The organism is Haloferax sulfurifontis ATCC BAA-897, assembly GCF_000337835.1.
GTDB lineage: Archaea > Halobacteriota > Halobacteria > Halobacteriales > Haloferacaceae > Haloferax > Haloferax denitrificans.
In genome coordinates, this window is sequence record NZ_AOLM01000021.1 from 24,933 (window position 1) to 50,021 (window position 25,089).

Annotated in this window: 24 protein-coding genes, 1 tRNA gene and 3 pseudogenes; 17 read left to right on the forward strand and 11 right to left on the reverse strand. The window is 66.8% G+C overall.

What is annotated here, in order from left to right:
- Positions 1–13: 13 nt before the first annotated feature.
- The 8 genes and pseudogenes from C441_RS20575 to C441_RS12555 form a co-directional block, all read left to right on the forward strand.
- Positions 14–910 (forward strand): annotated as a pseudogene (locus C441_RS20575) (ABC transporter ATP-binding protein); the annotation flags it as partial.
- A gap of 94 nt (positions 911–1,004) precedes the next feature.
- The gene (locus C441_RS20580; protein ID WP_083874923.1) at positions 1,005–1,367 is read left to right on the forward strand and encodes a hypothetical protein; all 363 of its coding nucleotides are present in this window, start codon (positions 1,005–1,007) and stop codon (positions 1,365–1,367) included.
- Between the two features lie 95 nt (positions 1,368–1,462).
- A pseudogene (locus C441_RS20585) lies at positions 1,463–2,446 on the forward strand (DUF917 domain-containing protein); the annotation flags it as partial.
- A gap of 8 nt (positions 2,447–2,454) precedes the next feature.
- A complete protein-coding gene (locus tag C441_RS12535; RefSeq protein WP_007275404.1) occupies positions 2,455–3,378 on the forward strand; it encodes a DUF1177 domain-containing protein in 924 nt (307 codons plus the stop codon).
- A gap of 1 nt (position 3,379) precedes the next feature.
- Positions 3,380–4,039 carry an AroM family protein gene (locus tag C441_RS12540; protein WP_007275405.1) on the forward strand — a complete coding sequence of 220 codons (660 nt, stop codon included), beginning with the start codon at positions 3,380–3,382 and terminating at the stop codon, positions 4,037–4,039.
- Between the two features lies 1 nt (position 4,040).
- The gene (locus C441_RS12545; RefSeq protein WP_007275406.1) at positions 4,041–4,988 is read left to right on the forward strand and encodes an aminopeptidase; all 948 of its coding nucleotides are present in this window, start codon (positions 4,041–4,043) and stop codon (positions 4,986–4,988) included.
- Positions 4,985–5,950: a nitroreductase family protein gene (locus C441_RS12550; protein WP_007275407.1), complete on the forward strand. Its 966-nt coding sequence runs from the start codon at positions 4,985–4,987 to the stop codon at positions 5,948–5,950. The genes C441_RS12545 and C441_RS12550 overlap by 4 nt, the downstream gene beginning before the upstream one ends.
- Positions 5,950–6,609, forward strand: a complete 660-nt coding sequence (locus tag C441_RS12555; protein ID WP_007275408.1) for an aspartate/glutamate racemase family protein — start codon at positions 5,950–5,952, stop codon at positions 6,607–6,609. Before C441_RS12550 ends, C441_RS12555 begins: the two co-directional genes overlap by 1 nt.
- Positions 6,610–6,785: 176 nt before the next feature.
- Here the strand turns inward: C441_RS12555 and C441_RS12560 are convergent, their stop codons facing one another.
- The gene (locus C441_RS12560) at positions 6,786–7,586 is read right to left on the reverse strand and encodes a TrmB family transcriptional regulator (protein WP_007275409.1); all 801 of its coding nucleotides are present in this window, start codon (positions 7,584–7,586) and stop codon (positions 6,786–6,788) included.
- Positions 7,587–7,972: 386 nt separating this feature from the next.
- On the opposite strand from C441_RS12560, the gene C441_RS12565 reads away from it, so the two are divergent.
- The gene (locus tag C441_RS12565; protein WP_004976490.1) at positions 7,973–8,767 is read left to right on the forward strand and encodes a TrmB family transcriptional regulator; all 795 of its coding nucleotides are present in this window, start codon (positions 7,973–7,975) and stop codon (positions 8,765–8,767) included.
- Between the two features lie 50 nt (positions 8,768–8,817).
- On the opposite strand, the gene C441_RS19965 is transcribed toward C441_RS12565, so the two are convergent.
- Entirely contained in the window at positions 8,818–9,144 is a 327-nt protein-coding gene (locus C441_RS19965; RefSeq protein WP_152420733.1) for a hypothetical protein, read from the reverse strand.
- A gap of 367 nt (positions 9,145–9,511) precedes the next feature.
- Between C441_RS19965 and katG the strand changes: the two genes are divergently transcribed.
- Positions 9,512–11,668, forward strand: coding sequence for a catalase/peroxidase HPI (gene katG, locus C441_RS12575; RefSeq protein WP_007275411.1), 2,157 nt, complete (start codon positions 9,512–9,514; stop codon positions 11,666–11,668).
- A gap of 127 nt (positions 11,669–11,795) precedes the next feature.
- Here the strand turns inward: katG and C441_RS12580 are convergent, their stop codons facing one another.
- Positions 11,796–13,532: a methyl-accepting chemotaxis protein gene (locus tag C441_RS12580; RefSeq protein ID WP_007275412.1), complete on the reverse strand. Its 1,737-nt coding sequence runs from the start codon at positions 13,530–13,532 to the stop codon at positions 11,796–11,798.
- A gap of 346 nt (positions 13,533–13,878) precedes the next feature.
- On the opposite strand from C441_RS12580, the pseudogene C441_RS20305 reads away from it, so the two are divergent.
- The 3 genes and pseudogenes from C441_RS20305 to C441_RS20700 all read left to right on the forward strand — a co-directional run bounded on the left by C441_RS20305 (position 13,879) and on the right by C441_RS20700 (position 15,770).
- Positions 13,879–14,607, forward strand: a pseudogene (locus C441_RS20305) (ABC transporter ATP-binding protein).
- Complete coding sequence (locus C441_RS12590) at positions 14,604–15,320, forward strand: ABC transporter permease (RefSeq protein ID WP_007275415.1); 717 nt, start codon at positions 14,604–14,606, stop codon at positions 15,318–15,320. Before C441_RS20305 ends, C441_RS12590 begins: the two are co-directional and overlap by 4 nt.
- A gap of 45 nt (positions 15,321–15,365) precedes the next feature.
- Complete coding sequence (locus C441_RS20700; protein ID WP_152420734.1) at positions 15,366–15,770, forward strand: GIY-YIG nuclease family protein; 405 nt, start codon at positions 15,366–15,368, stop codon at positions 15,768–15,770.
- 199 nt (positions 15,771–15,969) lie between these two features.
- On the opposite strand, the gene C441_RS12595 is transcribed toward C441_RS20700, so the two are convergent.
- The 7 genes from C441_RS12595 to C441_RS12625 all read right to left on the reverse strand — a co-directional run bounded on the left by C441_RS12595 (position 15,970) and on the right by C441_RS12625 (position 21,858).
- Positions 15,970–16,893, reverse strand: a complete 924-nt coding sequence (locus C441_RS12595; protein ID WP_007275416.1) for a DUF7845 domain-containing protein — start codon at positions 16,891–16,893, stop codon at positions 15,970–15,972.
- 88 nt (positions 16,894–16,981) lie between these two features.
- A complete protein-coding gene (locus C441_RS12600; RefSeq protein WP_081909213.1) occupies positions 16,982–17,218 on the reverse strand; it encodes a DUF7563 family protein in 237 nt (78 codons plus the stop codon).
- Positions 17,219–17,391: 173 nt separating this feature from the next.
- A tRNA-Arg gene (locus tag C441_RS12605) sits at positions 17,392–17,464 on the reverse strand.
- Between the two features lie 62 nt (positions 17,465–17,526).
- Entirely contained in the window at positions 17,527–18,993 is a 1,467-nt protein-coding gene (locus C441_RS12610) for an MATE family efflux transporter (RefSeq protein ID WP_007275418.1), read from the reverse strand.
- Positions 18,994–19,181: 188 nt separating this feature from the next.
- Positions 19,182–19,763, reverse strand: coding sequence for a 2Fe-2S iron-sulfur cluster-binding protein (locus C441_RS12615; protein WP_049920582.1), 582 nt, complete (start codon positions 19,761–19,763; stop codon positions 19,182–19,184).
- Positions 19,764–19,992: 229 nt separating this feature from the next.
- Positions 19,993–20,892: a phosphogluconate dehydrogenase (NAD(+)-dependent, decarboxylating) gene (gene gnd, locus C441_RS12620; RefSeq protein WP_007275420.1), complete on the reverse strand. Its 900-nt coding sequence runs from the start codon at positions 20,890–20,892 to the stop codon at positions 19,993–19,995.
- Between the two features lie 93 nt (positions 20,893–20,985).
- The gene (locus C441_RS12625; RefSeq protein WP_007275421.1) at positions 20,986–21,858 is read right to left on the reverse strand and encodes an ATP-grasp domain-containing protein; all 873 of its coding nucleotides are present in this window, start codon (positions 21,856–21,858) and stop codon (positions 20,986–20,988) included.
- A gap of 141 nt (positions 21,859–21,999) precedes the next feature.
- Between C441_RS12625 and C441_RS12630 the strand changes: the two genes are divergently transcribed.
- The gene (locus C441_RS12630) at positions 22,000–23,094 is read left to right on the forward strand and encodes an aminopeptidase (RefSeq protein WP_007275422.1); all 1,095 of its coding nucleotides are present in this window, start codon (positions 22,000–22,002) and stop codon (positions 23,092–23,094) included.
- A gap of 116 nt (positions 23,095–23,210) precedes the next feature.
- A complete protein-coding gene (locus C441_RS12635) occupies positions 23,211–23,723 on the forward strand; it encodes a high-potential iron-sulfur protein (protein WP_049920583.1) in 513 nt (170 codons plus the stop codon).
- A gap of 3 nt (positions 23,724–23,726) precedes the next feature.
- Here C441_RS12635 and C441_RS12640 read toward each other — a convergent pair whose 3' ends face one another.
- Positions 23,727–24,029, reverse strand: a complete 303-nt coding sequence (locus C441_RS12640) for a rubrerythrin-like domain-containing protein (RefSeq protein ID WP_004967548.1) — start codon at positions 24,027–24,029, stop codon at positions 23,727–23,729.
- 154 nt (positions 24,030–24,183) lie between these two features.
- Here C441_RS12640 and C441_RS12645 point away from each other — a divergent pair, with 154 nt between their 5' ends.
- Positions 24,184–24,585, forward strand: coding sequence for a 30S ribosomal protein S6e (locus tag C441_RS12645; RefSeq protein ID WP_007275424.1), 402 nt, complete (start codon positions 24,184–24,186; stop codon positions 24,583–24,585).
- A 24-nt stretch (positions 24,586–24,609) separates the two neighbouring features.
- A complete protein-coding gene (locus C441_RS12650; RefSeq protein ID WP_007275425.1) occupies positions 24,610–25,047 on the forward strand; it encodes a DUF7112 family protein in 438 nt (145 codons plus the stop codon).
- The last annotated feature ends 42 nt before the right edge of the window (positions 25,048–25,089 follow it).

Consider the following 25,089-nt stretch of genomic DNA (forward strand, 5'->3'; position numbering starts at 1 on the left):
CCTCGACGACCCGATGGTCACGGTCGAGAACCTCAAGAAGCACTTCCCGCTGTTCGAGGGTATCCTCCAGAAGAAGGCGGGGGAGGTCCGCGCCGTCGACGGCGTGAGCTTCTCCATCGCGGAGGGCGAGACGTTCGGCCTCGTCGGCGAGTCCGGTTCCGGCAAGACGACGACCGGCCGGTCGATGCTCCGCCTGACGGAGCCGACGAGTGGGCGGGTCGAAATCGACGGCCAGAACGTCGTCGACCTCTCGGACGGCGAGCTCAAGCGGTTCCGTCGGAACATGCAAATCGTCCATCAGGACCCGTCTTCGAGCCTCAACCCGCGCCACCGCGTCAAGTCGATTATCGAGGCACCCCTGAAGATTCACGACTACGGCGACTCCGAGGCCCGGCTCGAACGGGTCGAGGAACTCCTGGACATGGTGGACCTCCCGCGGGAGTTCATGTACCGCTACCCCGGACAGCTCTCGGGCGGCCAGAAACAGCGCGTCGGCATCGCCCGCGCCGTGGCGCTCAACCCGAAGTTCGTCGTCCTCGACGAGCCGACGAGCGCGCTCGACGTGAGCGTGCAGGCCCGCATCATCAACATCCTCGAAGAGATACAGGAGGAGTTCGGCATCACCTACCTGTTTATCACCCACGACCTCTCGCTCCTGAAGAACGTCGCCGACCGAATCGGCGTCATGTACCTCGGGCGGCTCGTCGAGGTCGGCGACGTGGACTCGGTGTTCGGGTCGCCGCAACACCCCTACAGCCGGGCGCTCCTCTCCGCCATCTCGACCATCAGCGAGGAGGACGAACTGGCGAAACCCGACCGAATCACGCTCGACGGCGAGGTGCCGGACCCGAGAGAAAAGCCCAGCGGCTGTGCCTTCCGGTCGCGCTGTGCCCACGAGTTCGACGCCTGCGCGGTCGAGGAACCCGACCTGTACGAGCGCGGGCCGGACCAGGTCTCGCGGTGTTTCCTCCAGACGACCGGTTCGAGGAAGGCGCGGAGTGGGAATGACCGCAGAGCGCGCGGAGCGCCTCGCCGCCCTCCGGCGGGCGCGGCGGAACCGCCCGTGGACCGACGAACTGCTCCGGTCGTGCGCGTCCGACCCGGCGGCGTTCAAGGCCGCCCAGCCGGCGTGTTCGGCCTGCGACCGGCCGTGCCGCGACGACGAGGTCTGCGCCACGGCCGTGGCGAAATCGGACGGACTGTTCGAATCGATGGGCCGCGACCAGACGTACCACCTGCTCGCGGCGGGCATGAAGCGACTCCGGGCGCGGGGGACCGCGACGCTTCGCAACGCCGACAGACAGCGGCCGAACGCCTTCCTCAGCGCGACGGCCGACGACGCAGACACCCCCGAGGCACCCCAATGACGACAGACGACACGCGGACGATAACGGCGGAATGGGTCGAAGACATCGCGGTCGGCGGCGCGGTCCTCGGCGGCGGGGGCGGCGGCTCGCTGGCCAAGGGCATCGAGTTCGGCGAACTCGCCGTCGAGTACGGCCGGCCGACAATCGTCTCGGTCGCCGACCTCGACCCGACGGACGTGGTGCTGACCGTCAGCGGCGTGGGCGCGCCCGCCGCGACGGAGAGCCACGTCGACCCCGCGGACTACGTGCGCGCGGTCGAACTACTGGTGGACAGACTCGCGGCCGACGGGACGACCGTCGGCGCGCTGATGACGAACGAGATGGGCGGGTTCGCCACGGTCAACGGCCTGCTCCAGTCGGCCGTGACCGGGCTCCCGCTCGTCGACGCCGCCTGTAACGGGCGGGCGCACCCGACCGGGCCGATGGGCTCTATCGGGCTGTCGCAGGACGCCGAGTCGGTGCAGGCGGCGGTCGGCGGCGTGCCGGGCACCGCGGCCCGACTGGAGACGGTCGTCGAGGCGGAACTCGGCACGGCGGCGTCGCTCGTGCGACACGCGGCCGAAGACGCCGGTGGCCTCGTGGCCGTCGCTCGCAACCCCGTTCCCGCGAGCTACGCCGAGGCGAACGCGGCGCTCGACACGTACGACCGGGCCGAGGCGGTCGGTCGCGCGGTCAGACTCGCCGACGACGGGCGCGACGCCGCCGACCGCGTCGCCGACGTGCTCGGCGGCGAGGTCTCGCTCGTCGGTCCCGTCGAGTCGTTCGCGCTCGAGACGACCGGCGGCTTCGACGTGGGTGAGGTCGAAATCGAGGGGCGCGAACTCACCTTCTGGAACGAGTACATGACGCTCGAACTCGACGGCGAGCGCCTCGCGACGTTCCCGGACCTCATCACGACGCTCGACGCCGAGACGGGGATGCCCGTCTCGACGGCGGAACTCGCGGAGGGCCGGTCAGTCGCGGTCGTCGTCGCGCCCGCGGCGAACCTCTCTCTGGGCGCGGGGATGGCCGACCCCGCGCTCTTCGACCCGGTGGAACAGGCGGTCGGAAAAGCGGTCAAATCACACGTATTCAACTAACGACACTCATGTTCGACAAGATTCAGCAAGCATACGACATCCTCAGCCGTCCCGACGCGGACGGCGAACTGGTACGCGACGCGCTCGAAACGTACGGTCTCGACACGGAAGTCACGACCATCTCGACCGACGAGGGGTCGACCGACTTCGTCAAGACGGTCGTCCCCGGGGCCGACCCGGACGCGCCGACGCTCGGCGTCATCGGTCGCCTCGGCGGGGTCGCCGCCCGGCCGGCCGAACTCGGACCGGTCTCCGACGCCGACGGGGCCATCGTGGCCCTCGCGGTCGCGCTCCACCTCGGCGAGATGCGCGCCCGCGGCGACGTGCTCGCCGGCGACGTTCGCATCGCCACGCACGTCTGTCCCGACGCGCCGACCTCCCCCCACGACCCGGTGCCCTTCATGGGCAGTCCGGTCGATACGAGCACCATGAACGAACACGAGGTGGACGAGGAGATGGACGCCGTCGTCTCCGTCGACGCCACGAAGGGCAACCGCGTCCACTGCGAGCGCGGCTTCGCCATCACGCCCACGGTCAAGGAGGGGTGGGTGCTGAAGGTGAGCGACAGCCTCCTCGACATCCAAGAGCGGTCGACCGGCCGCCCGCCGAGCACGCTCACGCTCACGATGCAGGACATCACCCCCTACGGCAACGACGTCCACCACATCAACAGCATCCTCCAGCCGGCGACGGCGACCGACGCGCCCGTCGTGGGCGTGGCGACGACGAGCGTCTCGCCCGTCCCCGGCTGTGGGACCGGCGCGAACTACCTCACCGACCTGCTCGACGCGACCGGGTTCGTCGTCGAGACGGCCAAGGACTTCACCCGCGGCCGCGCGTCGTTCTACGACGAGGCCGAGTACGACCGCCTCACGTCGCTGTACGGTTCGATGGGCCGCCTCCAGACGCTCGGCGAGGGCGAGGGCGTCTGAGATGTCGACGCTCGGACTCGTGACCATCGGTCAGGCCCCCCGGACCGACGTGACGCCCGACATCGCGGCGGCCCTCCCGCCGGAGGTGGACATCGTCGAGGTCGGCGCGCTCGACCGGTTCGACTCGGCGGCCGAGGTCGAGGCCGCGGTCGGCCCGCGCGATGGAAAACCGGTGTACGTCTCCCGACTCTCCGACGGCACGGCCGTCACCGTCGACCGCGAATCGGTCGTCGACCTCCTCGGAGCGCGCATCCGCGACCTCGAATCCGAGGTGACGGCCATCGGCGTCCTCTGTACGGGTCACTTCCCGCCGTTCGACGTCAGTGTCCCCGTCTTCGAGCCGAGCGACCTGCTTTCGGCGTGGGTTTCGACCATCCTCGACGGGGGCACCCTCGGGGTCATCATGCCCAAGGAGGAACAGGAGGCCATGACGTTCGAGAAGTGGGCCGACTACGACCTCGTCACCGCCGCCGGGTCGCCGTACGCCGACGAAGACGAGGTGTCGGCCGCCGCGGCCGACATCGGCACCGACGCCGACCTCATCGTGATGGACTGCATGGGTTACACGCCCGAGATGAAGGCGACCGTCCGCGAGATAACGGACACGAGCGTCCTGCTCGGGCGGTCAGTGCTGGCGAAGACCGCAGAGGAGGTGCTCTGACGTGGCCGACTACCGCGCCGTGGCGAAGCGACTCCTCGCCGAGAACATGAACGCCCGTCCCGGCGAGACGCTCCTCGTCGTGACCGACACCGACACGAACCACATCGGGCGGCCGCTGTTCGAGGCGGGGGTCGAACTCGGCTTGGAGTCCGGGCTGTTCGAGATTCCGCCGATGGAGCGAAACGGGATGGAGCCGCCGGCGTCGGTCGCCCGCGCGATGGAGTCGGCGGACATCGTGGTCTGTCCGACCAGCGCGTCGCTGACGCACACGCGGGCCCGAGAGGCCGCGACCGAGGCCGGCGCGCGCGTCGCCACGATGCCCGGCATCACGGACCAGATGTTCAGCGAGGGCGCGATTACGGCCGACTACGAGGAGGTCGAGCGCCTGACGGCGGCGCTCACGGAGAAGCTCACCGCGGCCGACGAGGCCCGCATCGAGGCCGGCGGCGCGTCGGCGACGATGTCGCTTTCGGGCCGCGACGGCATCCCGAGCGACGGCATCATCGCCGACCCCGGCGACTCCGGCAACCTCCCGTCCGGCGAGAGCTACATCGCGCCGGTCGAGGGGACGGCCACCGGCACGCTCGTCTTCGACGGCGGCCTCGCGGGCGTCGGCGTCCTCGACGACCCGCTGACGGTCGAACTCGACGCGGGGCGCATCGCGTCCGTCGAGGGCGCGGCCGCCGACGAGTTCCTCGACGCGACGAGCGGCGACGACTGCGCCCGGCGGGTGTGCGAACTCGGTCTCGGGACGAACCCGGCGGCGAGCATCATCGGCACCGTCCTCGAAGACGAGAAGGTGTACGGCACCTGCCACGTCGCCTTCGGCGACAACCTCGGCTTCGGCGGCACCATCGACTGCGACTCGCACCTCGACGGCGTCATCCTCGAACCGACGGTCTCGCTCGACGGCGAAGTCGTCGTCGCCGACGGCGAGGTGCGCGTGTGAGCGACCGCGCGCCCTCGACCGGTGACCGCGCGGGCACGGACCACACGGAGCAAACAGCAGACCACGCGGACCGTCCCGCCCTCGCCGCGGCGGCCGCCGACGTCCCCGATCTCGCACCGTGGCTGGCGCGCCGCGCGACGGTCCGCCAGTTCGACACGGACGCCGAAATTCCCGACGACGAGGTCCGCGCGATGGTCGACGCCGGGCGGAAGGCCCCGACGAGCGGGACGACCCAGATGTACAGTTTCGTCTGGATACGCGACCCCGACCGCCGCGAGCGGATTCATGAACTGTGTAGCCGCGGCACCGTGCAGGTCGAGGAGGCGAGCCACTTCCTCCTCGTCTGCATCGACGTCCGCCGGATTCGACTGTTGTTGGAGCACCGCGACCGCGAGTTCCGGACGACGCCCGCGATGGGGCTGTTGGAGGGGGCGATAGACGCCTCGCTGGCCGCGATGGGCGTGATGCTGGCCGCCGAGAGCCGCGGCTACGGCGTCTGTCCCATCGGCAACATCCTGAACAACCTCACCGAGGTCGCCGCGACGGCCGACCTCCCCGCGGGCGTCCTGCCGGTTTTCGGCCTCTGTCTCGGCGTCCCGCGCCACGGCGAGGCGACCGAGAACGCCCCGCGGGTTCCGCTCGACACGGTGCTCCACGAGGGCGGCTACCGCGACCCCACCGCGGCGCAACTCGACGCCTGCTACGACGCGATGAACGAGATGTACGGCGACAGCGTCTACGGCGACGACCGCCGCGAGTGGCAGGAGACGCTCGAACGCTACTGGGGCCCCAACGGCTTCATGAATCGCCGCGAGGGCGAACTGCTCGCCGCGCTCCGCCAGCAGGGCTTCTTCGCGGCCCGCGGCATCGACGAGCCGGCGGACGCGGACACGGCGGACGCGGACTCGGGCGCGCCGGACCCGGACGCCGACCGGAACGGGAACGGCGGGGGTGCCGCCTGATGGTCGAACTCGGCGTCCTCCGCGTGCTCACCCTCGACGACCCCGAGGAGGTCGCTCTCCACGGACGACTCGTCGAGCGACACTACCCGCACGTCTCGACGCTGTCGCGGTGCATCCCCGACCACCCCGACGGGATTCCGAACGCGGCCGCCGAGGCCGACGCACTCCCGCACATCGAGGCGCTCGGCCGCGAGCTGGCGACCGAGGTCGACGCGCTCTGCGTCAGTTGCGCGCTCGACCCCGGCGTGGAGGCGCTCGACGAGGCGCTCGACATCCCGGTCGTCGGCGCGGGCGCGAGCGTGGCGGCCGTCGCGTCCGCCCGCGGCGAGCGCGTCGGGACGCTCGGCCTCGAAAACGGGGCCGGGTCGGCCATTCGTGACCTGCTCGGCGACCGGCTCGCGGCCGAGGAAGTCGTCGAGGGCGCGGCGACGACGAACTACCTCACGACCGACAACGGGCGGGCGGCGATTCGCGCGGCGGTCGACCGCCTCGTCGACGCCGGCTGTGACGTCGTCGCGCCGAGCTGTACCGGCATCTCCTCGTCGGGCGCGATTCCCGACGTGCGGGCCGACGTTCCGATACCCATCGTCGACCCTGTCGTGGCGATGGGCGCGGTGGCGACGACCGCTGTCGCGCCGCCGCGTCCACCACGGCAGTAAGCTGCCGGACCACCCCGACGGCATTCCGCGCCGCTCGCGCCGCGCTCGGGGTCACGCGCGAGCGATTTTCTCGACAGTCGTCGGTCGATTGTACCGAGCCGAAGTAATGAGCTTCCGACTTCGAACGCTTCCGTCTCCGTGTTTCGAACCGCCCAAAGAGTCGGCCGGCCCCCGTCTCAGTCGTCGAGGCCGTCGTTTTCGAGCCGCCACGTGAATATCGCCCGGAGCACCGCGACGAGGCTGTTCGTCTCGCCGGCCCTCCAGATCGCCGTCTCCGACCGAGGGCTCGACGGAGCCGCGTCTCTGCCGTTGACGAGCACGCTCACGAGCGTTTGCGTTCCGTCGACCATCATGAGGCGGCCCGCGGGCGTGTCCGACCACATCCACAGCGTGTCGAACAGCTCCGCCTCGGGAATCTCTTCGTGAAGCGTGTCCTGAACGTCCGGTGAGACACCCGCGAGCCGAATCGAGACCCCGCGGTGTGCCGCCTCGCTCAGCGCCTCGGTGACGTCCTCGGTAAGCAGGTCCTCGACGGTCATGTAGACGATTTCGTCTTCCGCCCTTTCGATGAATTCGAGGACGCGGTCCGTGACCGCAGACTGGCCGTTGACCGTCCAGACACCGCGCTGTTCTTGCTTGCGTTGCGCCGTCCCGAGTTCTTGGAGCGCCGTCGTCAGAAGGGAGGTCCGCTGTCTCATCTCGTGTTCGAATCTCTGGCACGTCGTCTCCGCGGACACCACCCAGAACTGCTTCGGTGAGGACTGCTGGACGTCGACGAGTCCCCGCTCGCGTAACTCGTCGACCGCGTCGTACACCCGAGTTCGCGGGACCTCGGAGACCTCGCTAATCTCCGTTGCCGTGCCGATACCGAGGCTGGTGAGTGCGACGAAGGTCCGTGCGGCGTACGCGCTGAGGCCGAGTTGTTTCAGTTGTTCGATTGCGACAGAACGGAAGTCGTCGCCCGAGTCAGTACTCATAGTGGGTGCCTCGCTGTCTGCGAAACTCAGCCACGACAAGTGGCTGAGGCGGCACGTGTCGGTTGTGGTTGGGACACAGTACTTCGCTGTGTGCCGCACTCTCCATTCGTCTTGGCGCCGTATAGTTGTTTGTGATTAACTGAGTGAATCTATTAAGTGCCTATCGTCTGCGCGTAACGTGCGAAAATCCGGGGGAGACTACTTTGTAACTAAGAAAATAACAACGGCACGTTCGGAGCCGGGGTGAAAGCACGTTTTTAACGCCGAATTAACCCGGTTGGCTAATACTGTCGAAACGCATTCACTCGAAAAGTAACAATTGTTATCCGTTCGCCGATACAAGCGTTCGTGAGGAGACGGGACGCCTCGGAGTTCGGTTGAGACATATGAGCACGGGAGATTCACAAGAAGACGCTATCGACGTACTTCAGCAACTCGGACTCAAAGAGTACGAGGCAAAGTGTTTCGTCGGTCTCACTCGCGTCTCGACGGGCACGGCGAAGCAACTCAGCGAGATTACCGACGTACCGCGGACTCGCGTGTACGACGCGGTTCGCGTGCTGGAGGCGCAGGGGCTCGTCGAAGTCCAGCACTCGAGTCCGCAGCGGTTCCGGGCCGTCCCGCTCGTGGAGGCGACCGAGACGCTCCGTGCGCAGTATCAAAACCGAATCGACCGGCTCACGAACGCGCTGGAGCGGACCGACAGAATCGACTCGGACGAACAGGGCTCGGTTCAGGAAGTCTGGGCGATGTCCGGGACCGAGGGCATCGCGAACCGGACGCACAAGCTCATCGACGACGCGGACGACGAAATCGTGCTCGTCCTCGGCGACGACTCGCTTCTGACCGACCGGTTCGTCGATGACCTGAACGCCCGAGCCGAGGATGTGGACGTGCTCATCGGGGCGGCGACCGAATCCCTGCGACAGCAGGTGCGGGCGGCCGTCCCGAGCGCGACGACGTTCGTCTCCGGTCTCGAATGGCTCCGCGGCGAGAACACCGCCGAGAACCTCGCTATCGGCCGGCTCTTACTCGTCGACCGCTCGTCGATTCTCGTCAGCACCATCGTTCCCGCCACCGGCGAAGAACACGCGATTTTCGGCAGTGGATTCCAGAACGGACTCATCGTCATCTCGCGTCGGTTGCTGTCCCAAGGATTGCTCGGCCGCGACTCGGAGTAATCCGCTAGCGGCGCTGCCGTTCGTTCGCACGTCGGTTCGCTCGACGACGCCTACAGTACGTCGCCCGGCAGTTTCTTTCGGTGGTCGTCGATGACGCGCAACAGCGGTTCGATCTCGTCGAAGCGCGGACCTCTGCGGATATCGTACCAGTTCCCGCTCGGCTCGATGAGGCCCATCTGTTCGAGCTTCGGGAGGTGCACGTGGTACATCTCCAGTTTCAGTTCCCGCACGTCGGTTCCCGGAGGTGTGTGGTCAGCGTCGAACGCGGTGCTGTCGGGCCCCGCTCTGAGAAGCGTGAGAAGCAGTAGACGCCGTTCGACGTGTTGAATAGCCGCAAGTTGCGTGTCAAACGAGAGTGCCGTTGCTCTATCGTCCATGGTGCGTGCGAATACAGCGGCGATATTCTTTAATGACACACAAATTCACGTGGTAAGTATTTTTGATTATCCGAGTGAGGTGTGGGTACCTCAGTACGGTTGGACTTCTTTCGAGGACCCGAAACCGGCCGATTCCGACCTCCCACCCGCTTTCACCTCCGATTCGGCGGCCGGGTGGCGGAAGGTGGACGCGCCGAGCGCCACAACTTGTTACTCCGTTTGCTAGATGTGTTTTACTGATAGACTACGTACCAAACGCGAGCCCTCCGGAGAATTATTCATAAAGTAAAAAGATTGCTTTGGCTATAACCAAGACTTAATTCAAAATCAGTCAATTTTATCACCCAAAAGCGGTAACCGTTGGGGTATGAATGGCTCCGACCATGACTGGTGGCCGAACCAGTTGAAACTCGAAACCCTCGACCAGAACGCACAACAGACCGACCCGATGGGCGAGGAGTTCGACTACGCCGAGGAGTTCCAGAAGCTCGACTACGAGCAGGTGAAAGCCGACCTCGAAGAGCTGATGACCTCCTCGCAGGACTGGTGGCCGGCGGACTACGGTCACTACGGTCCCCTCTTTATCCGGATGGCGTGGCACAGCGCCGGGACGTACCGCGCCCACGACGGCCGCGGCGGCGCGTCCGGCGGACACCAGCGCCTCCCGCCGATCAGCAGTTGGCCGGACAACGTGAACCTCGACAAGGCGCGACGCCTCCTCTGGCCCGTCAAGAAGAAGTACGGGAACCAGCTCTCGTGGGGCGACCTCATCGTCCTCGCCGGCAACGTGGCCCTCGAATCGATGGGCTTCGAGACGTTCGGCTTCGCGGGCGGTCGCGCCGACGACTACGTCGGCGACAAGGCCCCCAGCTGGGGCCCCGAAGAGGAGTGGGAGACGACCTCCCCCGACCGCTTCGACGAGGAGGGTAACCTCAAGGAGCCGCTCGGCAACACCGTCATGGGCCTCATCTACGTCAACCCCGAGGGCCCCAACGGCGAACCCGACCTCGAAGGCTCCGCGAAGAACATCCGCCAGACGTTCAGCGGCATGGCGATGAACGACAAGGAGACCGTCGCGCTCATCGCCGGCGGCCACACGTTCGGGAAGGTCCACGGCGCGGACTCCGGCGACAACCTCGAAGCGGAGCCCGAGGCGGCTCCCGTCGAGGAACAGGGCCTCGGCTGGAAGAACAACTTCGGCTCCGGGAAGGGCCCCGACACCATCACCAGCGGCATCGAGGGTCCCTGGACCAGCGCGCCCACCCAGTGGGACATGGGCTACGTCGCCAACCTGCTCGACTACGAGTGGGAGGCCCACAAGGGGCCCGGCGGCGCGTGGCAGTGGCGGCCGGCCGACGAGTCGCCCGCGGACAAGATTCCGGACGCGGCTCCGGACGCGCACCTCCCCGACCAGTTCGTCGACCCGATGATGCTCACCACCGACATCGCGCTGAAGAAGGACCCCGACTTCCGCGCGGTGCTCGAGGAGTTCCGCGAGGACCCCGCGGAGTTCCAGGAGTCGTTCGCCAAGGCGTGGTACAAGCTCCTCCACCGCGACATGGGCCCGCCGTCCCGGCTCTACGGTCCCGAGGTCCCGGACGAGGCGATGCTGTGGCAAGACCCCATCCCGGACGCCGACTACGACCTCATCGACGACGAGGACGTCGAGGAGCTCAAAGCCGAGCTTCTCGACTCGGACCTCTCTGTCTCTCAGCTGGTCAAAACGGCGTGGGCCGCGGCGTCCACGTACCGCGACAGCGACAAGCGCGGCGGCGCGAACGGCGCGCGCATCCGCCTCGAACCCCAGCGTAGCTGGGAGGTCAACGAGCCCGACCAGCTCGATGACGTGCTCGGCACCCTCGAAGGGATTCAGGAGTCGTTCAACGGCGCGCAGTCCGACGACACCCGCGTCTCGCTCGCGGACCTCATCGTGCTGGGCGGCGCCGCGGCCGTCGAGCAGGCGGCGGCGGACGCCGGCTACGACGTCGAGGTGCCGTTCGAGCCCGGACGGACCGACGCGTCGCAGGAACAGACCGACGTCGAGTCGTTCGAGATGCTCAAGCCGGACGCCGACGGCTTCCGAAACTACATCGCGGACGACGTCGAGGAGCGCCCCGAGGACCTGCTCGTCGACAAGGCGGACCTGCTCGCCCTCTCGGCGCACGAGATGACCGTCCTCGTCGGCGGCATGCGCGCGCTGGGCGCGAACTACCAGGACTCCGACCTCGGCGTCCTCACCGACGAGCCCGAGACGCTCACGAACGACTTCTTCGTGAACCTGCTCGACATGGACTACGAGTGGGAGCCGGTCTCGGACGATCAGTACCTGTACGAAGTCCGCGACCGCCAGACGGGCGACGTCGAGTGGGAGGCCACCCGCTTCGACCTCGTCTTCGGGTCGAACTCCCGGCTTCGCGCCATCGCGGAAGTGTACGGCGGCGACGACGGCGAAGCGGAGTTCGTCGAGGACTTCGTCGAGACGTGGCACAAGGTCATGAGCCACGACCGCTTCGACCTCGAATAACCGCGCCGTCCGCCGCGTTCGGTCGCGGCTGAGCGCGCGACGTCGGTTCCCGCCGGGGCGTCTGCGGTCGCGGTCGCCGCCGCGGGCTGATTTTTTGACGTTCTCGCGCCGATTCGATTCCCCCGACTCAGTCGTCGGCGGGAACGTCGCAGTCGAACGTGTCGAGTCGCTCTTGGAGGCCGCCGGTCTGGCCCCTGAGTTCGTCGAGTTGCGCTCGAATCTCCGAGATCGTCGCCGCTCGGGACTCGGCTTGGCTCGCCAGCGCGTCGCTCTGTTCCGCGATGTCCCGCGAGTGGTCGGCGATGCCGATAATCGCGTCGACGACCTCCTCGGTCGTCCGCGCGCCGTCGTCGGTCGCCGTGGCGACCTCGTCGACCGACATATCGACGCTCTCGACGATGTCCGAGACCGCCGCGAACGCCTCGGCGGCGTCGGTCGTCGTCGCCCGCCCCGTTTCGAGTTGCGCCTTCGTCTGTTTCATCTCCGCCTGCACGCGCGCCACGTCGTCGACCGTCTCGGATATCGTCCGCTCGATGGCCGACGAGTGGTTCTGCGTCTCGTCGGCGAGGGACTTCACCTCGTTCGCGACGACGGCGAACCCCTCACTGCCGTCCGAGGCGCGGGCGGCCTCGATGTTCGCGTTGAGCGCGAGCGTGTTCGTCTGCTCGGCGATGGACTCGATGAGGTCGGTGCTCTTCGAGACGTCGTCCATCCGCTCGTCGAGCGACTCGACGAGCGACGCGAGTTCGCCGACGCTCTGTTCGACGTTCTCTATGGCCTCGATGGCCGCCGCCGCGGTTCCGGTCCCCTCGTCGGCGGCCGCCGCGGCGTCGCTGGCCTCGCCCGAGACCTGGTCGGCGTTCGCGGCGATTTCCTCGATTGTCGCCGAGAGACTGCTCAGCTCGTCGGTCGTGGATTCGAGGTCGCTGGCCTGCTCGCGCACGTCCGCGGCGAACGACCCCACGTCGGTCGCGAGCTGTCGTTGCGTCCGTTCGAGCGTCTCGGCGTCGTCGTGGACCGACCGCGTCGTCCGCTCGACGGTCGCCGCGAACGACCGGAGGTCGACGATGGTCGACGAGAGATCGCGCTTCATCGCCACGAAGGCGTCGCTGATGGCCTCGATGGCCTCGATGTCCGAGCCCTCGGGCGGGTTCGCGGTGAAGTCCCCCTCCGAGACGGCGTCCATGGCCGCGGCGAGCTCGTCGGCCCGCACCACCAACTGCTCGTTCAGGCGCTCGACTTCGGCCTTCGCCTCCTCGCTGTCTTCGAGGCTCTGCATCTTCTGTCTGGTCTCTTCCCGAGAGCGCTCGATGGAGAACCAGTTCGTGACTAACGCCGCCGCGAGCGCGAGGAGGAACACCGCGTGGACGAGCCCCCATCCCATCGGGTTGGCGATGGCGTCCGGGTGGTTGTATACCGCTTCCGGATGCGCCATGCCGAAGACGCCGTGCTGGATGGCGACGTACAGGATACCGACGACGAACGGGACCCAGTCCTCGTACACCGCGAGGACGGCCACGATGACGAAAAAGTGGAAGTGCGCCTCGATGTAGCCGCCCGAAAAGTAGACGAGCAGGGCCGAACACGTCAGCAACCCGGTGGACGCGAACCCGCTTCGTAACCGCCGCGGGAGCCACGGGAGCCACGCGAAAAGCGCCAGCACCGCGACCGCTCCGACACCGACCAAGACGTGCTCGACGGGCGCGGCGGTGAAGCTCGCACCCGTGACGTACGGTTCCGATCCGGTGAAGTTCCCGAGAGCGTACAAAAGCGGTGCGTGCGCCACGAGGAAGACGAGGATGTTTCGGTGCCGCGCCCGCCACGACTCGCTCGGAATCGAGTCCCCCTGCGGGACGTATCTCACTGCGTCTCGAAGCCCCTGTCGCCACCGCCCCACACCGCCGCGACGACGCTGTCTGTCCGCTGTCGGCGTTCCCATACCCCTCCCCTTCGACTTCGCGGTGAAATGAATTGGCGCTCGTTTATCAACGTTGATTCTCTCACTGGCGATTTTCGTTCCCAGAACCCCAATATTGTGGGGTTTTCGGCGTTTCCCTTTCCGTTTACCTAATTGATGCTTGACGGGTTTCCGTGCGGTCGGTGGGACTCGTCAGGGGCGTGTGTGGCGCGGGCGAACCTCGGTCACGCGACGGTGGTACCCGCACTGCTCGGACCATCGTATTTTTTCAGTTGGCTGTCCTCTCACTGATATGGACGGCGGTGACGTCTCGGTCGCCTGTGTTGGACTCTCCCGTGAGTTCGGACCCACTGTCGCGCTCGACGGTGTCGATATCCGCCTCGACGAACCCGAGATTCTCGGCCTCGCGGGACCGAACGGTTCCGGTAAGACAACGCTCATCCGCTGTCTGCTCGGACTGCTCGCCCCCTCCGCGGGGACGAGTGCCATCAACGGCGTCCCTTCACTCGAACTCGGGCCTGCGACGCGCGGGCGAATCGGGTTCATGCCACAGTGAGAAGCCGTGTACTCCGACCTCACGGTCCGCGAAAACGTTGCCTTCTTCGCGCGCTTGTACGGCCTCTCGAACCGACGTGAAGCGGTCGAACGGGCGCTCTCGTTCGTCGAACTCGGTGACCGGGCCGACGACCGTGTGCGGACGCTCTCGGGCGGCCTGGTTCGCCGGGTGAGTCTCGCGTGTACGCTCGTCCACGACCCCGACGTCATCGTCCTCGACGAACCCACCGTCGGGGTCGACCCGGTGCTTCGGGCGTCGATGTGGCGCGGATTCCGCGAGCGGCGTGACGACGGTGCCATCGTCATCGTGTCGACGCACTACCTCGGCGAAGCGACGAACTGCGACCGCGTGTTGTTCTTGCGAGACGGGCGCGCCCTCGCGGTCGACACGCCCGACGCGTTCCTCGCGTCGACGGGGGCCGCCGACCTCGAAAGCGCCTTCCTCGAACTGTTGGGGGAGCGATGAACGGGGCACAGGCGGTCTCGCTCCGAATCCTGATGACGCTTCGGGGAGACAAACGGACACTCGGATTGATTCTCGTCGTTCCCGTGGTCCTCATCTACTTGTTGAGCGAGGTGTTCGAGCGCCCAACCGAAGTCGCGCCGGTACTGCTCGCGGTGTTCGTGTTCATGCTGACCTACATTCTCACCGCAATCGGGTTCCTGCGAGAGCGTCAGGCGGGGACGTTCGAACGCGTCCTCGTCTCACCCATCTCACGGCTGGAACTGGTCTTGGGATACGTCCTCGGGTACGGGTTGCTGGCGACTGCGCTGTCGCTCGTGGTGCTCGGCGCGTCGGTTCACTTCTTCGAACTCGAGTTCGAACACGGGGTTGCGCTCTTCTTTCTCGTCGAATGGCTCGGCGCGCTGTCGGCGCTGGCCATCGGTATTCTCCTGTCGCTGTTCGCCCAAAACGAGTTCCAAGTGATGCAGTTCATCCCCGTCGTCATCTCCCCGCAGATTATCCTCGGTGGCACGTTCATGCCCGTCGAAGACCTGCCGTTCGCACTCGAAGTTCTCGCACGGGTCATGCCGCTTACCTACCTGATTCAGGGAATGAACTACGTCGTTCTCGACGTGGGGAGCGCGAGAGACCTCTGGGTCGCGGTCGTGGCGCTCCTGTTTTTCACCGAACTGTCCGCGATCGCCGCCAACGAGACGCTCCGGCGAGTCCGGTGAGAGTCCGGAGAAATCGCTATATTCCAGTCAAACGTATATCATTAAATGCCACCGCAACCTGGAAGACCGTTTGACTACACGAGGGAGAACATCCGAGGTAGTGTGCCTGCGGAAGCGGGAGTGTACTGGCTTCGAACGAATGACGGTGTCGCGTATATCGGAGAGAGCAATAATCTACAACGCAGATTGTTTGAGCACGCCGAGAAAGACCCTCTGCGATTCCAGTATGACACTGTGCGGTCGTACTGTGAGCGGTACGATTTGGTGAACTACCCGTGGCGATCGCCAAAGTGGATGGCGCATAAGATCGAGAACACCGAATTGAGCCTCTACGAAGACCGGTTCGGTAGGCTCCCCCCGCTGAACCAGAAGCGTAACAACCACCGGACAGACGTACTCGAGAGTGTCATTGAGACGGTGTATCGAGAAGGCAAAAACTGGTGGCCATAAGCGCTCCCCGCTCGTTTCGGGACCCCGGTGAAGAGGCACGGTTTCGATGTGCCGCCGAGGGCGGCTGGTCTCGCTCAACTGGTGTTGCCGATGAGTTCAGGGAGACTCGTCTGGTCAGTTATGAACCACCGTATGCACCGGGGGGAGCTTTGCGTGAACCCGGAGTGAACGAGCATCGATTCTTCTTATACTTAGGATGTCAATGACATCGACCGTGCCAACCGGGTGATCGAATCGGTTGAATTCTATGCACGCTGTTCGCCGATGACGGTGGTGACGGTGCATACATCGAGGCCTTCTTGTACAGCGCACCGAGTTTCGGGTGGTACAGAGGGTCGCCGTTAGCGCTCTCGCGAACGTGCTGTGGATGGTAGTGCTTCAGCTGTAATCCTCGAGGACGGTGCTGGCTATTCGGGAAGAGATCAGTAATAGCCGAGCGGTCGAGCCGGAGCTGGTGGTTGTAGCCGACTACGTCCTCGTTGTTCGAATCGTAGACGACGTGCGAACCCTCGATATCGGCCGAGAGCATGAACAGACGCATGAAGACGCCGTCGCGTCGAACCAGTTTCTTCGCCTGATCGCGGTCGATCCGCAGGTAGCGTTCGTGCTGAGTTATCGTCGAGAACTCGTGTGGCTCCTCGGCGAAGTACTTGCGCGACCAGTCGAACCCGACCTTCTCGCAGACTCGACGCATCACCCACGTGATGACGTGCGGTATCTCGTCTAACTCGAGGTTGACCACGTTCTGCAGTTTCACGTTCGTCGCGGGACCGAGAGCCGCAGGGACGCTATCCGGTCGGTTCTCGTCGGACCACGCGAGTCTCGGCTGTACGCAGACCGGAAGCTTCCGCTCTCCCTCGCCGTAGGCGTTGATGTCGTACTCGAGAAGCGAGTTTACTGTGTCTGCCTCGCGCGGAGACAGGCCCGACTGGTGGAAGCCCATCGAGACTTCCCATGTCTCGGTTCCGTCGTCCTCGAGGCGGGGCACTTCTATCTCGATCTTCGAGATACCGCCGTCGATGTGGTTGTATAGCTGGCGAACCGCCCAGTACGGCGATGACCCGTACTCGTCGTAGAGGAGATCACCACGTGTCTCGTGGGGTGCACTCGCGACGGAGCTCACCGCCGGTCCTCCTCCGCGAGATCGCGGCCGCAGTACTCACAGCGGAAGATGCAGTCGCTGTCGCGGCTACAGGACGGACAGCGAACCGTCATTGCCACCGCTCCGGGTTACCGCCGTGACGACCGGACGCACCGTTCCACGGGTCCGGAATCGGAACGTCGAGACCGCCCGCGGAACCGCGCTGTAGACGGACCAGCGTATCGCACTCGTGACAGCGGTGCGCGCGGTCCTCGCGGTCACCGTAGACGCGGCGGAAGTCGCGGGTGACGTGTGACCCGCAGTTGAGACAGCTGCTCTTTCGGCTCTCCGAGTCGAGCAGCATCATGCCGACCACCCCGTCTGTCCCGCCTGACCGCAAGACAGCGGCGACCCGCGTTCCGTTTCGTGGTGGACTCTTTTTCGGCCCCCGCTCGCGAATATATATACTCGCGATGAGACCAGCCGGTAGAAGTCGTGAGCCGGTCGTTTTCTACATATAGAAAACGCCGAAAATTTGGACGGACCCGACGGGATTTGAACCCGCGACATCTTGGTCCGGAACCAAGCACTCTGTCCACTGAGCTACGGGCCCTCAGCGGGCAGAGCTACACGGCACCGACGTAAAACCGTTGTGGAACCCGCGCCGGCGGCCGATTACGTTCCGGTCGCGTCGGCGTCGACGACGCTGTGTTTCCACGTTCCGCGGGTGAACCACGCCGTGGCCGCAATCGCACCGAGAATCTGCCCGACGGCCATCCCGAGCCAGATGCCCGTCTCGGCGAAGCCGAACTGGAACGAAAGCAGGTAGACGATGGGAACCCGGCCTAACCAGAGCGCGAAAAGCGAGAAGCCGAGGGCGGTCTTCGTGTTCCCCGCGCCGCGGTACGCGCCGAGGACGACCTGGAGAACGCCGATGAAGCCGAACTCGAACGCGCGGATGCGGATGTACTCGACGCCGAGGTCGATAGTTTGGGCGGCCGAGGCCGTCCCGGTCTGGAGGAAGAACGCGACGACGGGTTCGGCGAAGACGTACGCGAGGACGCCGGTGACGAGCATGACGCTCGCGCCGACTTTGGCGGCGAGCCAGACGGCGCTCTCGGCGCGGTCGGGTTTCTTCGCGCCGAGGTTCTGGCCGACGATGGTGTTCGTCGCCCGACCGAGGCCGAGCGCCGGAAGGAACACGAGCGACGTGAGGCGGTTGCCGAGGCCGAACGCGGCGACGACTTCGGGGGTGAACGTGACGACCATCGCGGTGAGGGTGATGAAGCCGAGGGCGGTGGCGGACTGCTCGATGGCGCTCGGGACGCCGATATCGACGATTTGCTTGATGTACTCGAACTGCGGGCGGAAGTCGGCGAGTTGCACGTCGGGGCCGGCGCTCGTCCCGAAGATGACGTAGATGCCGATGACGGTGGCGACGGCGCGCGAGAGGACCGTCGCGTACGCCGCGCCGGCGACTTGGAAGCCGTCGAAGCCCGTGGCGGCGAACAGGCTGGCCTGCAGGCCCTCCATCCCGAGCATCGAAAACAGCGGGTTGGCGTCGAAGCCGAAGATGAACACGGGGTCGATGACGACGTTGATGAGGACGCTGATGAACATCACGACCATCGGGGCGCGGGTGTTGCCGTAGCCGCGCATGAGCGCGGAGAAGACGAAGAAGCCGAAGAGGAACGGCAGGCCGAGGAAGAACACGCGCATGTAGTCGCCGGCGAGGGGGATGACCTGCCCGGCGGTCGCCTCCGAACTCGGGAGGACGGCGAGCATCGCGTCGGTGGCGAAAAAGCCGATGACGCCGACGACGACGGCGATAACGGTGATGAAGGTGAGCGTCTGTCCGGCGACGGTCCCGGCGGAGCCCTCGCTTTTCGCGCCGGTGTACTGGGCGACGAGCGTGCTCCCCGCGACGGTGAAGCCGCCGCCGACGGAGATGAGCAGGAAGATGAGCGGAAACGCGAGGCTGATGGCGGCGACGGCGTCGGTCGAGAGCCGACCGAGCCAGACGGTGTCGGCGAGGTTGTACGCCACCTGGAGGAGTTCGGTGACGATAATCGGCCACGCCAGTTCGAACATCGGGCGTTTGAGGTCGCCCTCGGTGAGGGAACCGCCTTCGGGGAGGGACACTGAACAGGTGAGACTCGCGGAGACCGTTTGAAACCGTCGATTAGCGTCTTCGAACGTGGGTGCGTCCCGGCACCGAACGAGCGCGACTGGTCGAGTCGCGACGGGGCGGCCGTCCGCACGAGCGGCGACCGCGGCTCACCGGAGCGGGTGGCGTCGCGAGAAACGGTGGGTGGTTGCAGTTCGTCGCGTTACGGCGCTTCGCCGGTCTCGATGGCGAAGTCGGCCTTCGGGTAGGCGACGCAGGTGAGCGTGTAGCCGTTGTCCATCTCCTCGTCGGAGAGCGTCTCCTGGGTGTAGTGCGTGATGTACTCTTCGGCCGGGCCGTTGGTAATCTTCGCGGCACAGGAGACGCACGAGCCCTGCCGGCAGGCGTACGGGAGGTCCATCCCGGCGTCTTCGCCCTGGTCGAGCACCGTCTCGTTGCTCGCCAGTTCGATGGTCTCGCCCTGCTTGACGAACTCGACTTCGAAGTACTCGACTTCGTCTTCGGGCATGTCGGCGGGGCTTGGTTCTTCCTCCGCTTCCTCGCCTTCGAGTTCGGCGCCCTCTTCGCCGGCTCCGACCGCGGCGACGCCGCCGCCGCCCCCGATAGAACGGTTCATCGGCTCGGGGAAGTCGGTCTCTGCGACGGTCGCCGCGCGGCGTTCGAGGACCTCCTGTGTGATGTCGGCGGTCGGCTCCCAGCCGGTGCCCTTCGAGTAGTGCAGGGCGACGACGAGGAGTACCAGGACCAAACCGGCCCCGACACCCACCAGACTGATGACTGCCATACCGGCGGATATGGAGGGAGGGGTTAAGGAAATTGTGATTGTGGCGGCACCCGCGGGCGGTCGATTTCGCCCCCGAAACGCGGGTCTCGCGGAGGTTCCCACAGTATCGAGGGCGCGCACGTCGTCCGCCGCGGCCGACCCGAAGGCGGTTCGGCGGGGACAACCGCGTCAGTTCACGACCGCAGAAGCGGGTCAGTTCACGGCCGTAGCAGGCCGGTTCGCGACCGCGTCAGTCGTCCTTCCGAGCGACCTCGTGGCGGCCGAAGCCGTACCGGAGCCGGTTGGCGAGGCGACGGGAGAACCGGTCGTCGGCGCGGGAGCCGAACCGCTCGGCGAGCGACTGGTAGATGAGCGGGACCGGGACCTCCTGTTCGAGCGCCTCCTGGACCGTCCACGTGCCCGTCGAGCCGCCCGCGACGTGGTCGTCCACGTCGCCGAGGTCGCTTCCCTCCTCGCGGAACGCCTCCTCGCAGAGTTCGAGAAGCCACGAGCGGATGACCGCGCCGTTGTTCCACGTCTTGGCGACCGATTCGAGGTCGAGGTCGTAGCGGCCCTCGGCGAGCAGTTCGAAGCCCTCGCCGTACGCCTGCATCAGCGCGTACTCGACGCCGTTGTGGACCATCTTCACGTAGTGGCCGGAGCCGGAGTCGCCCATGTGGCCGTGGCCGTCCGGGCCGGTCGCCACGGCGTCGAAGACGGGGGTCAGTTCGTCGTAGGCCCACTGCGGGCCGCCGACCATGAGCGAGAAGCCGAGGTCGGCACCGGCGGGGCCGCCGGAGGTCCCGCAGTCGAGGTAGGCCGCCGAGCACGCCTCGGCGCGCCGCACGGACTCCTCGAAGTGGGAGTTGCCGCCGTCGACGACCACGTCGTCGCCGTCGAGGTGCGGGTCGAGGTCGTCGAGCGTCGCGTCCACCGCGTCGCCCGCGGGAACCATGAGCCAGATTCGCTTGTCGTCGCCGAGTCGGTCGGCGAGGTCGGCGACGCTGTCCGCGGGTTCGGCACCCGCGTCGGCGGCCGCCGCGACGGCTTCCGCCGAGAGGTCGAAGGCCACGACCTCGTGCCCGGCATCGAGCACTCGGTCGACTACGATGCGCCCCATCCGGCCGAGGCCGATGACGCCTAGTTGCATGCGTCGGCATCGTCCGCGGGGGGTGGTAGTGGTTGTGGTTTGGCGCGTGCGCGGCCGTCCGCCGAGGCGGCACTCCTAGAGCCGCCCCCGCGTTCAGAGCCGTGCCAAGAGCGCCTCGGCCAACCGGTCGCCGGCGTCGTCGTCGGTTCGGAAGAACAGTTCCGGCTCGATGAGTTCGACTTCGAGGAGGTAGAAGTCGTCGCCGCGCTCCACGCCGTCGACGCGGGCGTACAGCGGCGGGTCGCCGCCGAGGTGGGCCGAGACGGCGTCGACGACGCGCCGAGCGTTGTCGAGGAGCGTCTCGCTCGGCACCTCGACGTGGACGCTCCCCCCGTGTTTCTCTTGGACGCGGTAGTCGCCGGGTTCGGGTCGCTTGACGACCGCATGGCTGAACTCGTCGCCGAAGAAGACGAGCGACCACTCGCCGTCTTCGATGTCCGGCGCGAACTCCTGAACCAGCACGTCTTTCTCCGCCACGAGGTCGTCCACCCACGGCTGGGCGGCGGCGGCCTCCGCGCGACTCAGCTGTCTCGTCTCGAACGCGCCCGCGCTCACGGCGGGCTTGACGACGAGTTCGTCCCAGCCCCGCCTCTCGAAGACGGCTTCGAGGGACACGTCGTCGCCGCGTTCGACGTACTCGGTCGGAAGGGTCGAGACGCCGGCGTCGGCGAGGTCACGCAGGTAGAACTTGTGGCTGTTCCAGTCGAGCGTCGCCGTCGGGTTCCACACCGCGCAGTCGGCGTCGGACAGTCGGTCGACCCACGCGGCATACGCCGCCGGACGCCGGTAGTAGTCCCAAATCGACCGGACGACCACGGCGTCAAATCCGTCCCAGTCGACCGACTCGTCGGACCAGACGACCGGTTCCGCGGTCACGCCGCGCTCCCGGAGCGCCGCGAGAAACGAGGCGTCGTCATCGACGAGTCCGGGGAGGTCCGCGGCGGTGGCGAGTGCGATGGAAGTCACGGCGGTGGATGATAGACATCGGGCGATAAGGGTTCTGTAACGCTCGGAGCGTCCGCCGCGACCCTCCGCGTTGCGGCCGCGGTCGGTCGGCCTCGCGCCCGCAGACGCCGACGTTTTTACCGCCCCGCGCGACGGTCGCGTATGGACGAACGCATCCACGAGCACGCCGCGGTGCTCGTCGACTGGAGCGCGCGAATCGAGGCCGGCGACGACGTGGTCGTCTCCGTCGGCGAGGGGGCCCACGACCTCGCGGTCGCCGTCGCCGACGCCCTCGGCGAGCGCGGCGCGAACGTCGTCACGACGTACGCCTCCGAGGAGGTCCAGCGGGCGTACCTCCGCGCGCACGACGGCGACTTCGAGCTTCCCGAACACGAACTCGCCCTCTACGAGGCCGCCGACTCGGTGCTCTTCCTCGGCGGCACCCGCAACACGGCGGCGACCGCCGACGTGCCGACCGCGACGCGGCAGGCCTACGGCCGCGCCACGAGCGAGGTCAAAGAGGCGCGCATGGACACCGACTGGGTGTCGACGGTCCACCCGACCCGCGCGGCGGCCCAGCAGGCCGGCATGTCGTTCGAGGAGTACGCCGACTTCGTCTACGACGCGATTCTCCGCGACTGGTCGGAACTCGCCGAGGAGATGGCGAACATGAAAGACGTGCTCGACGCCGGCTCCGAGGTCCGCATCGTCAAGGCGGACACCGACCTCACGATGTCCATCGAGGGCCGGACCGCCGTCAACTCCGCGGCCTCGGTCGCCTACGACTCCCACAACCTCCCGTCGGGCGAGGTGTTCACCGCGCCCGTCGAAGACGCCGTCGAGGGCGAGGTGTTCTTCGACGTGCCGATGACGCTGGAGGGCCAGCGCGTCGAGAACGTCCGCCTGACGTTCGAGGGCGGCGAAGTCGTCGACTTCTCCGCGGGCGCGGGCGAGGACGCGCTCGCCGGCATCCTCGACACCGACGAGGGCGCGCGCCGACTCGGCGAACTGGGAATCGGCATGAACCGCGGCATCGACCGCTTCACCGACAGCATCCTCTTCGACGAGAAGATGGGCGACACCGTCCACCTCGCGGTCGGCCGGGCCTACGGCGCGTGCCTCCCGGAGGGCGAAGACGGGAACCAATCTGCGGTCCACACGGACATGATAACCGACATGAGCGAGGACTCCCGCATCGAGGTCGACGGCGAGGTCGTCCAGCGGAACGGCACGTTCCGGTGGGAAGACGGGTTCTGAGCCCTCTCTGAGGCGTTTTCTGACGCAGACCGCGGTGGGCGGTTGAGACGATTAAGATACCATGACATGTGGTAACTCTACGCTTACTAAAACCGCGTGGTGACGTAGCTCCGGCTATGGCACGATTCGTCCGAACGAGGCGACGGTTCCTCGAACTGGCAGGCAGTGGTGCGGTGGTGGGAATCGCCGGCTGTCTCGGTGGGGGCGGCGGCCAGCAGGAAACGGAGACGGAAGCGACGACCGAAGCGGCCGACGACGACCACGACGAGGAGCGTCCGGAGGGCGTCTCCGCCGAGGAGTTCGTACGCGGCCCGGTCCCCGAACCGTACCGGACCGCGCTCTCGCAGGCGAACGAGCGACGGGACCCAGACGACCTGTTCACGAAGGAGGCGGTCAAGTTCCAAGAGGCGGACGACGCCGTCGAGGCGGGACTCACGGAGGCGGGGCGGAACTGCGGCAACTGCGCGGAGTACATCCCCGACAAGAACGGCGACGGCTTCGGTGCCTGCGCCAAGGTCGAGGGCTACATCGGCCCCGAAGACTGGTGTTCGCTCTGGGAGTCTATCGAGGAGGCCGAGGCCGAAGCCGAAGAAGGCGAGGACGGAGGCGAGACCGCGTCCGTCGTCTGAGGTTCACTCCTGAGCCACGCCGATGTTCTTCAGCGACCCGCCGCACCGCGGACAGACCTGTTCGTAGACGCCGTGGCCCGAGCGGTAGCCGCACGCGGCACACTCGTACCGCGCGCGCTCGACGAGCGTCGTCGGTTCGGCCTCGACGAGCGTCTCCGTCCGGCGTTCGACCAGCGCCTCGGTCCGGCGCTCGACCAACTCCGCCGGGGGTCGTTCGACGAGGTCCGTCGGCTCGGGGCCGACCAGCGCCCGTGATTTGGCTTTGACGAGGTCTACAGGCCCGCGAGTGTCGATATCCTTGCTCATGTCACTGTGTACGCTGTGTCAGATGTTAACTCTTACCGGCACGCTCCGTTCTCCCTGACGACGCCGAATTCGGCCGTTTCGCCCCGATTCGGTGGGTTCGGTCCCGAGACGCGCTTTCGACGTACTTTTTATCCGCGACCGTTTTCATCCGCGCATGGCAGAATTCATGGTCGTCGTCGCCGACCCCGACTCCGGTGCGACCTACCAAGTCGACGTCGAAGGACAGGACGCAAACCGATTCCTCGGCCGCGACCTCGGTGACGAGGTCGACGGCGCGGCCGTCGGTCTCGACGGCTTCACGCTCGAACTGACGGGCGGTTCGGACAAGGCCGGCCGACCGATGCACCCCAACGTCCCCGGCGGCGCGCTCAAGGAAATCCTCGCCGAAGACGGCATCGGCTACAAGCCGTCCCGCGACGGCGAGCGCAAGCGCGTCACCGTCCGCGGCCGCGAGGTCTCCGGCGAGACCGTCCAGATCAACGCGAAGGTCGTCGCCGGCGAGGGCGACGTCGCCGCCGCCTTCGGCGAGGGCGACGACGAAGAAGCGGACGAATAACGCCGTCTCACTCCTCTCTTCCCCGTGCCAGAGCAACTGCCCTCCGACCATCCGTCGGTCCAGACGTTCCGCGCGAACATCGCCCGCAGTGGCGGCACCCGCCGTCCCTGCCTGCGCGTCCCCGACGACGTGCTCGCCGCCGACGGCGATTTCGTCCGCCTCCATCTCGGCGGCACCGCCTATCACGCCCGCCTCTCGGCCGACGCCTCGGGGCTCGTGATTCGCGGCGCGTACGACAACAAGCGCCTCGCCCGCACCCCGAACGGCGGCGAGAACCGCCTCGTCGAGTGGTGCCGCGAACACGACCGGGCCGATGGCGACGCCGTCGAACTCGATGAACTGGACGACGGCTACCAGTACGGCCTCCGGGTTCCCGGGGTCCGACAGGTGTACCGCATCACCGAGCGCCCGAACGACTCGCTTTCGAGCATCGCCGAGCAGTTCGGCCTGTCCGACGAGTGACCGGTCGGGCTCCGAGACACGCCGCTTTTACGCGCCGACCGC

Coding starts and splice junctions, on each gene's coding strand:
- C441_RS12635 (WP_049920583.1), top strand. CDS start 23,211: ATGGCACGATTCGTCCGAACGAGGCGACGGTTCCTCGAACTGGCAGGC.
- C441_RS19965 (WP_152420733.1), bottom strand. CDS start 9,144: ATGGACGATAGAGCAACGGCACTCTCGTTTGACACGCAACTTGCGGCT.
- C441_RS12540 (WP_007275405.1), top strand. CDS start 3,380: ATGTCGACGCTCGGACTCGTGACCATCGGTCAGGCCCCCCGGACCGAC.
- C441_RS12630 (WP_007275422.1), top strand. CDS start 22,000: ATGGACGAACGCATCCACGAGCACGCCGCGGTGCTCGTCGACTGGAGC.
- gnd (WP_007275420.1), bottom strand. CDS start 20,892: ATGCAACTAGGCGTCATCGGCCTCGGCCGGATGGGGCGCATCGTAGTC.
- C441_RS12645 (WP_007275424.1), top strand. CDS start 24,184: ATGGCAGAATTCATGGTCGTCGTCGCCGACCCCGACTCCGGTGCGACC.
- C441_RS12640 (WP_004967548.1), bottom strand. CDS start 24,029: ATGAGCAAGGATATCGACACTCGCGGGCCTGTAGACCTCGTCAAAGCC.
- C441_RS12555 (WP_007275408.1), top strand. CDS start 5,950: ATGGTCGAACTCGGCGTCCTCCGCGTGCTCACCCTCGACGACCCCGAG.
- C441_RS12590 (WP_007275415.1), top strand. CDS start 14,604: ATGAACGGGGCACAGGCGGTCTCGCTCCGAATCCTGATGACGCTTCGG.
- C441_RS12560 (WP_007275409.1), bottom strand. CDS start 7,586: ATGAGTACTGACTCGGGCGACGACTTCCGTTCTGTCGCAATCGAACAA.
- katG (WP_007275411.1), top strand. CDS start 9,512: ATGAATGGCTCCGACCATGACTGGTGGCCGAACCAGTTGAAACTCGAA.
- C441_RS12565 (WP_004976490.1), top strand. CDS start 7,973: ATGAGCACGGGAGATTCACAAGAAGACGCTATCGACGTACTTCAGCAA.
- C441_RS20700 (WP_152420734.1), top strand. CDS start 15,366: ATGCCACCGCAACCTGGAAGACCGTTTGACTACACGAGGGAGAACATC.
- C441_RS12615 (WP_049920582.1), bottom strand. CDS start 19,763: ATGGCAGTCATCAGTCTGGTGGGTGTCGGGGCCGGTTTGGTCCTGGTA.
- C441_RS20580 (WP_083874923.1), top strand. CDS start 1,005: ATGACCGCAGAGCGCGCGGAGCGCCTCGCCGCCCTCCGGCGGGCGCGG.
- C441_RS12600 (WP_081909213.1), bottom strand. CDS start 17,218: ATGATGCTGCTCGACTCGGAGAGCCGAAAGAGCAGCTGTCTCAACTGC.
- C441_RS12535 (WP_007275404.1), top strand. CDS start 2,455: ATGTTCGACAAGATTCAGCAAGCATACGACATCCTCAGCCGTCCCGAC.